We start from the raw sequence: 10,686 nt of genomic DNA on the forward strand, positions 1-10,686 counted from the left end.
ATGGGAGAGGGAGGGAGGCGCGAAGGGGTCCCATGAAAGTGTTACTTTCATGGGTGCCCCGATGCGCCGGAAGGGTGAGGGCAGCGGCAATCGTCAATATCCCGGCAGCGTCGCGCGGCCGGTGTCGATCGCGACCGCCTGGACCGGCTTCGTCGCGCCCTGCACCTGCACCGGCAGGCGCGCGCCGGGGGCGGCGTCGCCCATGGCGATGCCTTCGCGGGTGATCGAGAAGCCGTCGGAGCCCGCCTCGATCGTCACCGGATCGCCGCGGCGGATGACGGGGGCGGCGGGTTTCGGCGGCGCGACATAGGCCGCGGGCGCCACGGCGGCAGCGCGCGGCGCGGCGACGACGGGGACGAACAGGCGCCAGGACGGGCCGGTACAGGTCACGACCACCGCATCCTTCGCCTCCGTCCGCCACGACATCGCGACCATCGGGCAGGCGGCGAGGCGCAGCCGCGGGTCGAGCGCGGCGCGCGCGCCGCCCTCCGCCCCCATCGGGCGGCCGGTGAAGGCGGTGACCGCGCGGTCGAGCGCGGCGGTATCCTGGAACGCCGCCGCGGCGGCGAGTGCGAGGAGGATCATGGCTTCTTCTCTCCTTCGCCCGCGAAGGCGAGCGTGACGACGACGCGGCGGCCCGCGGGGATCGGCGCGGTGGCGATCGCGGCGCGCGCGACCGGGACCCCCGCCGCCGCCAGCGCGGCCAGGACGGCGCGGGCACGGTCGGCGGCGAGCAGCGTGGCGCTGCGCGTGGCGCGGTCGGTGTCCGCGGCGCTGCCGTCGACGGCGCCCGTCACGGTCAGCGCCACGCGCGGGTCGCGCGTGGCCGCGGTGGCCCAGGCGACCAGCGGCGCGGGCAGTCCGGGCAGGTCGGCGGCGCCGGGTGCGAAGCCCGCGACCAGATGGGCGTCGACCGCGATCGGGGCAGGGGCGGGCGCGGCGCCGAACCCCTCCGCGATCCCGCGCGCCAGGTCCTTCGACGGGATGACGGTATTGGCCTGCATGAGGACGAAGAAGCCGACCAGCAGCAAGGCGAGGTCCGCCAGCGTCATCAGCCACACCGGGCGTTCGGGCGCGGGAGAGAAGGGGTCGGTCATGCCGCCAGGGTCGTGCGGACGGGCAGGCGCGGTTCCTCGCGCATCGCCAGCGCGGCGACGGGCAGCGCGAGCCGGGCGCGGCCGTCCGCCTCCGCCCGCGCGGCGTTGCGCAGGCGCGTGGCGATCGGCAGCGCGACGAGGTTGGCGACGAGCGCGCCGTACAGGGTGGCGAGCAGCGCGACCGCCATCGCGGCGCCGATCGCCTTCGCATCGGTCATGCGCGTGAACATCGCGACCAGGCCGATCAGCGTGCCGATCATCCCCATCGCGGGCGCGGCCTCCGCCACGCCGGCCCAGCAGTCGGCGGCGGCGCGGTGGCGCGCGATACGGTCCTGCCGGCGCTGTTCCAGGTCGCGCGATACGTCCGCGGCGGCACGGCCGTCGACGATGGCGGTGATCGCGGCGGCGAGATCGCGATCCGCGATCACGCTGCGGTCGAGCGCCACGACGCCCAGTTTCCCCGCGATCCGGGCCTGGGCGGCGAGTTGCAGCAGCAGCGGTTCCGCCGCGAAGCGCGGACGCCCCAACGTGCGGAGCGCCGCCAGCGCGCGGACGAGGTCGCGCGCCGGCGTGCGCAGCACGGTCGCCGCGACCGTGCCCCCAAGCACGATGGCGAGCGCCGCGGGATCGATGAAGGTGCCGGGCGTCATGCGGGGGGACTGTGCATGGGGCGTGCCAGTTTCTTCCGCTTTCTCCCTCTCTCCGGTGGGGAGAGGGCTTGCTTGTTCTGCCCGGCAACGCTTGCCGGCAGGCGGCAACCATTTGCCGTCCGCGTTGCCGCCACCGCTGCCCCACCGGCAATCGCGCAACTGGCACGCCGCTTGCTGATATCCCGATGCACAATGTCGTGCGCGAAACACGGGGACCACGTCATGGCCGAGGGATTGTTCGGGGTACATGCCACCGCGCTCCAGATCCGGGCGCAGCGCATGGGGGTGCTGGCGTCGAACATCGCCAACGCCTCCACGCCGGGGTTCAAGGCGCGCGACGTGGATTTCCGGAGCGCGCTGGCCGCGTCGGAAGGCGGCGGCGATGCGGATGCGGCGATGAAATACCGCATCCCCACGCAGCCCAGCATGGACGGCAACACGGTCGAACTGTCGACCGAGCAGACCGCCTTCGCCGAGAACACGATCCAGTATCAGACGACATTGTCGTTCCTGAACGGTCGCATCAGCCAGCTCACGCGCGCGTTGAAGGGAGAATAACGCATGACCGGACAGCCCCTGTCGATCTTCCAGGTCGCGGGCCGCGCCATGTCGGCGCAGCTGACGCGGATGAACACGACCGCGTCGAACCTGGCCAACGTGGGCGGTACCGCCAGTACCGCGGAGGCGGCGTACAAGACGCTGAAACCGATCTTCCGCACCAGTTTCGACGCCGCCAGCGGCCTGTCGACCGTGGACGTGCAGCAGATCGTGACCGCGGGGGAGGCCCCGACCAAGCGCTACGATCCCGCCAACCCGCTGGCGGACAAGGACGGCAACGTCTTCGACGCCGCGGTCGACGAGACCCGCGAGCTGGTCGACATGATGGAGACCGCGCGCACGTATCAGAACAACGTCGAGGTGATGCAGACCGCCAAGTCGCTCGTCATCGACACCCTCAAGCTGGGACGCTGAGCATGGCAACCTCCTTCGACACCACGTTGTCCAAACTGGGCATCAGCCGGACGACCAGCGGCGTGACCGCCACGACGAAGAAGTCGGCGGAGACGCTGGACCAGTCGTCGTTCCTGAAGCTGATGACCGCGCAGATGAAGAACCAGGACCCGTTCGCGCCGGTCGACAATACGCAGATGGTCGCCCAGATGGCGCAATTCTCCTCGCTGGCGGGGATCAGCGAGATGTCGACCACGCTGAAGGCGATCCAGGACAAACTGGGCGCGGGCACGACCGCCGATGCGGTCAGCTACGTCGGGCGCACCGTCCTGACCGCGGGCAACACCGCTTATGGCCGCACCGGCGGCGGGATCGCGGGCGCGGTGGAACTGGCCGGGGACGCCAGCAAGGTGCTGGTCACGATCTCGGACGCGAACGGTCAGACCTTGAAATCGCTGTCGCTGGGTGCGCAGCCGCAGGGGACCGCCAGCTACGACTGGGACGGCACCACCGACGACGGCGCCGACGCGGGCAGCGGCCCGTTCACCGTCACCGTCACCGCGCAGAAGAACGGCATGACCGTGCCGTCCACGAACCTGGCCTGGGCCCCGGTGCAGTCGGTGTCGACCGCCACGGGCACGACCATGCTGACCGTCGCGGGGCTTGGCACGATTCCTGCTGCCAACGTCCGTCAGATCGGTTGATCCGTCTTTTCAGGAGCTAGAGACCCATGTCCTTCTATACCTCGCTCTCGGGCCTCCAGGCCGCGCAGACCGACATGTCCACGATCAGCCACAACCTGGCGAACGTGTCGACCAACGGCTTCAAGAAATCGCGCACCGAATTCGCCGACGTGATGGCGACCTCGGTCCAGCTGTCGCCGACGGCGCAGATCGGATCCGGCGTGGTCGTGCGCGGCAACCTGCAACAGTTCGGGCAGGGGCCGATGGAACAGTCCGCCAACGGCCTGTCGCTCGCGGTGTCGGGCGACGGCTTCTTCGCGGTGAAGCCCAACGTCGACATCAATGCGGTCAACTATACCCGCAACGGCGGCTTCACCGTTAACGACGACCATTATGTCGTCGATTCGAACGGCAGCCATTTGCAGGTCTATCCGGTCGACGGGTCGGGCGCGGTCGTGGCCGCGGGGCTGGACAGCGCGATCTCGCTGAAGCTGCCCGAATACAGCGGGGTCGCGACGCCGACGACGCAGGTGAAATACACCGCCAACCTGTCGTCCAACGCGCCGCTGCCCGGGGTGACGACGTTCGACCGCTTCGACCCGAAATCGTACAACCAGTCGACGTCGTCGACCGTCTACGACACCAGCGGCAATGCGCTGACCATGACCAGCTACTTCGTCCGCGCGACGAATGGCGGCGCCACAGGCAACAGCGACTGGAAGGTGTATTCCTTCGTCGGCGACCAGCAGCTGACCGCGTCGAACGGGACGGTCGACCACCAGACACTGACGTTCGATTCGACCGGCGATCTCTCGTCGGGCAGCACCATCACCTTCGACGAGTTCACGCCGTCGGGCGCAACCATTCCGCAGACGATCGCGCTCGACTTCGGCAACCAGACGACGCAGGTCGCCGCGCCGTTCAACGTCACCGGCAAGGGGCAGAACGGCACCTCGGTCGGCCTGCTGGCCGGCGTGACCGTCGACAAGGACGGGATGGTGAAGGCCACTTTCTCCAACAGCGACGTGCAGAACCTGGGCAAGGTGGTGCTCGTCAACTTCTCCAATCCGGCGGGCTTGCGCCAGATGGGCAACAGCTACTGGACCGCGACCGGCATCTCGGGCGAGGCGCAGGCGGGGGCCGCGGGCGGTGCGGGCTTCGGCACGATCATGTCGGGCATGGTCGAACGGTCGAACGTCGACATCACCGAGGAACTGGTCGGCCTGATCGCGGCGCAGCGCAACTTCCAGGCGAATGCCAAGGCGCTGGATACCGCCAGCCAGATTTCGCAGACCATCTTCAACATCCGCTCGTAAGCGGCGCGCGCGGGAGAGCCTGAGTGGACAAGCTGGTCTATACCGCGGCGACGGGCCTGCGCGCGCACATGGCGTCGCAGGCCGCGATCGCCAACAACATGGCGAACGCCAGCACCACCGGCTTCCGCGCCGACCGCGTCGTGTTCGATCGCATCATGCTGTCCGACGGCACGACTGCGATCAGCGCACGCCAGCCGACCAGCGAGGAGGTGCGCGACGCGGACCGCTCGCCGGGCGCGATGCAGCAGACCGGCCGCGCGCTGGACGTCGCGGTCGAGGGTCGCGACGCCTGGCTTGCGGTGCAGGCGGGCGACGGCAGCGAGGCGTATACGCGGCGCGGCGACCTGTCGGTCAGCGAATCCGGGACCTTGCAGACCGGCGACGGCTTCCTCGTCATGGGACAGTCCGGCCCGATCACGCTGCCGCCGTACAGCAGCCTGACGATCGCGGCGGACGGTTCGATCTCGATCGTCCCGCAGGGCGATACCAGCGGCACGCCGCAGATCATCGACAAGCTGAAGCTCGTTTCGGGCAAGGGCTCCGACACGGTCAAGGGCCTCGACAACCTGATGCGGGTGCGCGGCGGCGGGGTGTTGCCCGACGACCTGGACGCGAAGGTCGCGTCGGGGGCGCTGGAGGGCAGCAACGTCAACATGACGCAGGCACTGGTCGACATGATCGAGAACCAGCGCAGCTACGAGGTGCAGGCGAACCTGTTGAAGGAAGCGCGCACGATGGACGAATCGAGCGCGTCGCTGATGCGCCTGCCGACCTGACGTCGCGCCGAATAACTGGCACGTTACTTGCTGCAATCGACCCCGACACGATACCGAGGGATTAGGCCATGACCACCGCCGCCATGCATATCGCGCGTACCGGGCTCGACGCCCAGGACACGCGGATGCGCGTGATCTCGAACAATCTGGCCAACGTGAACACCACGGGGTTCAAGCGCGATCGCGCGGCGTTCGAGACCCTGTCGTACCAAGTGGTGACCGCAGCGGGCGCGAACTCCACGTCGGAAACCAAATATGCCACCGGGCTGAACCTGGGCACCGGCGTGCGCGTGCAGGGCACCGCGCGGATCGACACGCAGGGATCGATGAACCAGACCGGCGGCGCATTGGACCTGGCGCTGGACGGCGACGGATATTTCCAGGTGCAGATGCCGGGCGGCCAGCTGGGCTACACCCGCGCAGGCAATTTCTCGCGCAGTCCCGAGGGCTTGCTGACGACCAGCGAGGGGTATCAGGTGATGCCCGGCATTTCGGTGCCGGAGGGTGCGACGCAGATCACGATCGGTGGCGACGGCACCGTGTCCGCCACGATCGGGGGGCAGACGTCGCAATTGGGGCAGATCCAGGTCGCGAGCTTCCCGAACGCCGCGGGGCTGCAATCCGCGGGCGACAATTACCTGACCGAAACCGCCAGCAGCGGCGCCGCGAACCTGGGCGTCGCGGGGCAGGACGGGCGCGGGCAGGTGCGGCAGGGGATGCTGGAGGCCAGCAACGTCAACGTCGTCGAGGAGCTGGTCGACATGATCGAAACCCAGCGCGCGTACGAGGTCAACAGCAAGATGATCTCCGCCACCGACGACATGCTCAAATACGTGAACCAGAACCTGTGACGCGCGCCCGTATCCTGCTGGCGTGCGCCACGGCCTGCGTCGTGGTCGCGCCCGCGAGCGCGTGGCCGTTCGGCAAGAAGGCGAAGGAGGATTTCACCGCCGCCCGTCCGCCGGTCGCCCCCGTCGTGGTGCCGGTCGCGGACGGCGCGATCTTCCACGTCGCGGACGGTTATGCCGCGCTGCACGAAGGGTGGCGCGCGCGCCGGGTCGGCGACCCGCTGACCATCGTGCTGGTCGAGCGGACCGCCGCGAGCAAGTCGGCGGGATCGAAGCTGGATTCCAACGGAAGCTTCGGGATCACGCCCCCCGCGGTCGGCCCGCTCAACCTGTTCGATCCCGCCGCTGCGAGCGCCAGCGGCCGGCGCGGCTTCACCGGCACCGGATCCGCCGACCAGGCGAATTCGCTGTCGGGCGAGGTGTCGGTGACGGTGAAGGAGGTGTTCCCGAACGGCACGATGCTGGTGCAGGGGCAGAAGCGCGTCACGCTGAACCGCGGCGACGAGTTCGTGCAGATCAAGGGCATCGTGCGCACCGCCGACGTCGACCGCGACAATCGCGTCGCGTCCACGCGCGTGGCGGACGCGCAGATCGCCTACACCGGCAAGGGCGACGTCGCCCGCGCCAGCCGGCAGGGCTGGCTGTCCCGTTTCTTCCAGGTCGTGAGCCCGTTCTGATGACTGATCGTCTGACCGTCCGTATGCGCGAAATCGGCTGGGCGCTCGCCGCGCTCGCCACCCTGCTGTTCTTCGTCCAGCCGGCCTATGCCGACCGGATCAAGGACCTGGGCGGGTTCCAGGGGGTGCGGTCGAACCAGCTGACGGGGTACGGCGTCGTTGTCGGCCTGCCGGGCACGGGCGACGATAACCTCGAATATACCGTTCAGTCGGTGAAGGCGGTGGCGTCGCGCTTCGGCCTGCAACTGCCGCCGCAGGCCAATCCGGGGCTGAAGAACGCCGCGGTCGTGCTCATCACCGCCGAACTCCCCGCCTTCGCCAAGCCGGGGCAGCGGATCGACATCACCGTCGCCAGCATGGGCAAGGCCAAGTCGCTGCGCGGCGGCAGCCTGGTCCTCGCGCCGCTGCTGGGCGCGGACGGGCAGGTCTATGCGATGGCGCAGGGCAACCTGGCTGTCGGCGGACTGGGCGCGGAGGGTGCGGACGGGTCGAAGATCGTCGTCAACGTGCCGTCCACCGGCCGCATTCCCGAAGGGGCGACGGTGGAGCGGACGGTCGCGACGGGTTTCGCCGACACGCCGTTCCTGACGTACAACCTGCAACGCGCCGATTTCACCACCGCGCAGAACGTCGCCGCCGCGATCAACAAGCGGCTGGGCTTCGGCACCGCACAGGCGGTCGACGCGGTGTCGGTCGCGGTCCGCGCGCCCGCGGGCGCCGACGTGCGATCCACGTTGATGAGCCAGATCGAGAACCTCGCCGTCGACAGCGCAGAGCCGTCCGCGAAGGTCATCGTCAACGCGCGCACCGGCACCGTCGTCATCAATTCCGCGGTCCGCGTCGGCGCCGCCGCGGTGACGCACGGGAAGCTGACGGTCCGCATCGACGAGAACCAGCGCATCAGCCAGCCCGCGCCGTTCAGCGACGGCAAGACCGCGGTCGAGCAACGCTCCAACGTCAATATCGAGGAAGAGAAGAAGCCGATGTTCCTGCTCGCCCCCGGCCCGAAACTGGCCGACGTGGTCAAGGCGGTGAACGCGATCGGCGCAAGCCCGGCCGACCTGGTCGCGATCCTGGAGGCGCTGAAGGAAGCCGGCGCGCTCAAGGCCGAATTGGTGATCCTGTGACCGCCGCCCCGTCCATCGGCCAGATCGGCGGCCAGACCGGCATCGCATCGGGCCTCGACCGTACGCAGTCGAAGGAAAGCCTGAAGAAGGCGGGCGAGCAGTTCGAATCGGTCTTCACCGCGATGATGCTGAAATCGATGCGGCAGGCGAAATTGTCGGACCCGTTGTTCGACAGCAAGGCGATCGACACGTTCCGCGACATGTCGGACCAGAAGATCGTGCAGGAGATGGCGACGCACACCCCGCTGGGCATCGGCAAGGCGATGACCGATTTCCTGGGCCGGTCGCAACCCGATCTTAACCCGGCGGGCGCTACGCCGGAAGGATGAGCGACCTTCTGTCCATCGGCGCCTCGGGCGCGCGCGCCGCGCAGGTGTCGCTGACGACGGTGTCCGAGAACATCGCCAACAGCGGAGTCGCGGGCTATTCGCGGCGCGTCGCGGCGAACCAGGAAGTGGCGACCACGGGCATCCGCGGCCGCAACGGCTATGGCGTGCGCGTCACCACGATCGATCGCGCGACCGACATCTTCAAGACCCAGGCGGTCCGCACCGCGGGCACCGACCTGGCGCGCACCACCACCGCCGCCACGTGGCTGACCGGGGTCCAGAGTGCGCTGGGCGCTGCCGACGTGAAGACGCGCGTCACCGACGTCTTCAACCAGGCGACGAAACTGGCCGCCGATCCCGGCTCCACCACGCAACGCACCGCGATGCTGGAAATCGCGACCGCCGCGGCGGCCGCATTTTCCGCCACGGGCGATGCGCTGGCGCAGGTCACCGCCGATCTCGACACCGCCGCCGATGCCGCCACCGCGAAGCTGACGTCGCTTTCGCAGGGACTGGCGAAGGTCAATGCGGGGCTGGGCCGCGCGGTGCCGGGCAGCGCGGGCGCCGCCGGACTGCTGGACGAGCGCGACCGGTTGCTGGAGGAGATGAGCGGCATCGCCGACGTCTCGACCGCGTTCGACCGGTTCGGCCGCGTCACCGCGCGCGTCGGCGGCGCGGGCGGCCCCGCACTGGTCGAGGGCGAGAAGGCGGGCGAGGTGGGCTATGCCCGCAATGCGCAGGGTGCGGTCTCCTTCGTCGTGACGCGCGAGTTCGTGCCGTCCGTGTTCGTGCCCACCGGCGGATCGCTGGCGGGCATCGCCGACGCGGCCGCGAAGGTGGCGGATGCGCGCGACGCGCTGGACGACGTCGCGCGCGACTTCGCCGACGGCATGAACGCGGCGCAAGCCGGCGGATACGATACCGCGGGCGTCGCGGGCACCGACATGTTCGCCTATGACGCGGACGAGCCGTCGCAGATGACGATGGTACTGACGACCCCCGCGGGGATCGCCGCCGCCGGCCTGACCGGCGGCCCGCGCGACGGCAGCAACCTGCCCGCGTTCCAGGCGACGCGGACCGCGGGCGGCTACGAATCGAAGCTGACCGCGCTCGTTTCCTCCAACGCCGCCGCGATCGAGAGCCGTGCGACCGTCGCGGCGGCGCAGGGCGCGATCCTGGACGGTGCGGTCGCCGCGCGCGATTCGGCGACGGGCGTGAACCTGGACAACGAGGCGGTCGACCTGCTGCGCTTCCAGCAGGCGTTCCAGGCGTCCAGCCGCGTGATCCAGGCGGCGCGCGACATCTTCCAGTCGATCCTGGAGGTCCGCTGATGACCTTTTCCGTTTCCACGCGCAGCTATTACGACCGCTCGACCAGCGCGATGTCGGGGCTGACGCAGCAGGCCGAGCGGCTCCAGACGCAGGTATCGACCGGCAAGAAGCTGCTGGTCGCGTCCGACGATTCGGTCGGGTACCAGCGATTGCAGGTGCTCAAGCGCGCGGGCGCGGACGAGGCCGCCTACGGCGCCAACATCAAGATCGCACAGGCCACGCTGACGCAGGCGGACACGCAGCTGAGCGAGATCGCGACGCAGATCCAGCAGGCGACCGAGCGCGCGCTGCGCGCCGCCACGGGCACGATGAGCGCGAACGACCGCAAGTCGCTGGCGACCGAGCTGAAGACGATGCTGGAGACGATCGTCGCGGCGACGAACGTGAAGGACGCGCGCGGCCTGCCGCTGTTCGGCGGCACCGACGGGACCGCGGCGGCGACGCTGGAAACCGACGGCACGCTGACCTTCGCCACGGGCAGGCAGAGCGCGATCCCGATCGGCGACGACCAGCAGGTGGAGCCCAGCGTCAATGCGGGCGAGGTGCTGAAGATCGACGGCGGGCGCGACGTCGCCGCGGTGCTGAACGCGATGATCGCCGCGATGGAAACGGGCGCGGCACCCGCCGACGCCGACCGCAGCGACCTGGCCGCGATCGCGGAACAGGTGATCGGCGCGCAGACCAGCGTCGGCGCGCGCGGTGCGCGGGTGGAGTTGCAGGCGGGGTTCTACGCGCAGGCGAAGATCGAGCGCGAGGAGGTCCGGTCGGGGATCGAGGATACCGACACGCAGGAGGCGATCATCGCGCTCCAGAAGACGATGACGATCCTCCAGGCGACGCAGGCGAGCTTCGGCCAGCTGTCGAAGCTGTCGCTGTTCGATTACATCCGCTGATCGGCGGG

The 10,686-nt window shown here is 69.5% G+C and carries 14 protein-coding genes; 11 read left to right on the top strand and 3 right to left on the bottom strand.

The features are described from left to right. Window positions 1-93: 93 nt before the first annotated feature. Genes ASG29_RS03135 through ASG29_RS03145 form a run of 3 tightly spaced genes read right to left on the bottom strand, consistent with a single transcriptional unit; the run spans window position 94 to window position 1,747 of the window. On the bottom strand, window positions 94-585 hold the full coding sequence (locus ASG29_RS03135; RefSeq protein WP_055979939.1) for a flagella basal body P-ring formation protein FlgA: 492 nt from the start codon (window positions 583-585) through the stop codon (window positions 94-96). Further along, complete coding sequence (locus ASG29_RS03140) at window positions 582-1,097, bottom strand: flagellar motor protein MotB (RefSeq protein WP_235532741.1); 516 nt, start codon at window positions 1,095-1,097, stop codon at window positions 582-584. The genes ASG29_RS03135 and ASG29_RS03140 overlap by 4 nt, the downstream gene beginning before the upstream one ends. Further along, window positions 1,094-1,747 carry a motility protein A gene (locus tag ASG29_RS03145; protein WP_055979945.1) on the bottom strand — a complete coding sequence of 218 codons (654 nt, stop codon included), beginning with the start codon at window positions 1,745-1,747 and terminating at the stop codon, window positions 1,094-1,096. The genes ASG29_RS03140 and ASG29_RS03145 overlap by 4 nt, the downstream gene beginning before the upstream one ends. Window positions 1,748-1,969: 222 nt before the next feature. On the opposite strand from ASG29_RS03145, the gene ASG29_RS03150 reads away from it, so the two are divergent. From ASG29_RS03150 to ASG29_RS03200, 11 genes are all read left to right on the top strand, one after another. Further along, window positions 1,970-2,305 (top strand): flagellar basal body rod protein FlgB, encoded by a 336-nt coding sequence (locus tag ASG29_RS03150; RefSeq protein WP_055979948.1) that lies wholly within the window; start codon window positions 1,970-1,972, stop codon window positions 2,303-2,305. Between the two features lie 3 nt (window positions 2,306-2,308). Next, window positions 2,309-2,719: a flagellar basal body rod protein FlgC gene (gene flgC / locus ASG29_RS03155; RefSeq protein ID WP_055979952.1), complete on the top strand. Its 411-nt coding sequence runs from the start codon at window positions 2,309-2,311 to the stop codon at window positions 2,717-2,719. Between the two features lie 2 nt (window positions 2,720-2,721). Beyond that, window positions 2,722-3,402: a flagellar hook assembly protein FlgD gene (locus tag ASG29_RS03160; protein ID WP_055979955.1), complete on the top strand. Its 681-nt coding sequence runs from the start codon at window positions 2,722-2,724 to the stop codon at window positions 3,400-3,402. Between the two features lie 26 nt (window positions 3,403-3,428). Beyond that, window positions 3,429-4,697, top strand: coding sequence for a flagellar hook protein FlgE (locus ASG29_RS03165; RefSeq protein WP_055979958.1), 1,269 nt, complete (start codon window positions 3,429-3,431; stop codon window positions 4,695-4,697). Window positions 4,698-4,720: 23 nt separating this feature from the next. Further along, on the top strand, window positions 4,721-5,473 hold the full coding sequence (locus tag ASG29_RS03170) for a flagellar basal body rod protein FlgF (RefSeq protein WP_055979961.1): 753 nt from the start codon (window positions 4,721-4,723) through the stop codon (window positions 5,471-5,473). A 68-nt stretch (window positions 5,474-5,541) separates the two neighbouring features. Then, window positions 5,542-6,324, top strand: a complete 783-nt coding sequence (gene flgG / locus ASG29_RS03175) for a flagellar basal-body rod protein FlgG (RefSeq protein ID WP_055979964.1) — start codon at window positions 5,542-5,544, stop codon at window positions 6,322-6,324. Next, on the top strand, window positions 6,321-6,998 hold the full coding sequence (locus ASG29_RS03180; protein ID WP_055979967.1) for a flagellar basal body L-ring protein FlgH: 678 nt from the start codon (window positions 6,321-6,323) through the stop codon (window positions 6,996-6,998). The genes flgG and ASG29_RS03180 overlap by 4 nt, the downstream gene beginning before the upstream one ends. 23 nt (window positions 6,999-7,021) lie before the next feature. After that, entirely contained in the window at window positions 7,022-8,125 is a 1,104-nt protein-coding gene (locus tag ASG29_RS03185) for a flagellar basal body P-ring protein FlgI (protein ID WP_055979970.1), read from the top strand. Further along, the gene (locus ASG29_RS17365) at window positions 8,122-8,454 is read left to right on the top strand and encodes a rod-binding protein (protein WP_055979974.1); all 333 of its coding nucleotides are present in this window, start codon (window positions 8,122-8,124) and stop codon (window positions 8,452-8,454) included. Before ASG29_RS03185 ends, ASG29_RS17365 begins: the two co-directional genes overlap by 4 nt. Then, window positions 8,451-9,785 carry a flagellar hook-associated protein FlgK gene (gene flgK, locus ASG29_RS03195; RefSeq protein ID WP_055979977.1) on the top strand — a complete coding sequence of 445 codons (1,335 nt, stop codon included), beginning with the start codon at window positions 8,451-8,453 and terminating at the stop codon, window positions 9,783-9,785. The genes ASG29_RS17365 and flgK overlap by 4 nt, the downstream gene beginning before the upstream one ends. Continuing rightward, window positions 9,785-10,678 (top strand): hypothetical protein, encoded by an 894-nt coding sequence (locus tag ASG29_RS03200; RefSeq protein WP_055979980.1) that lies wholly within the window; start codon window positions 9,785-9,787, stop codon window positions 10,676-10,678. Before flgK ends, ASG29_RS03200 begins: the two co-directional genes overlap by 1 nt. The last annotated feature ends 8 nt before the right edge of the window (window positions 10,679-10,686 follow it).

The organism is Sphingomonas sp. Leaf412 (assembly GCF_001425405.1).
Taxonomy (GTDB): domain Bacteria; phylum Pseudomonadota; class Alphaproteobacteria; order Sphingomonadales; family Sphingomonadaceae; genus Sphingomonas.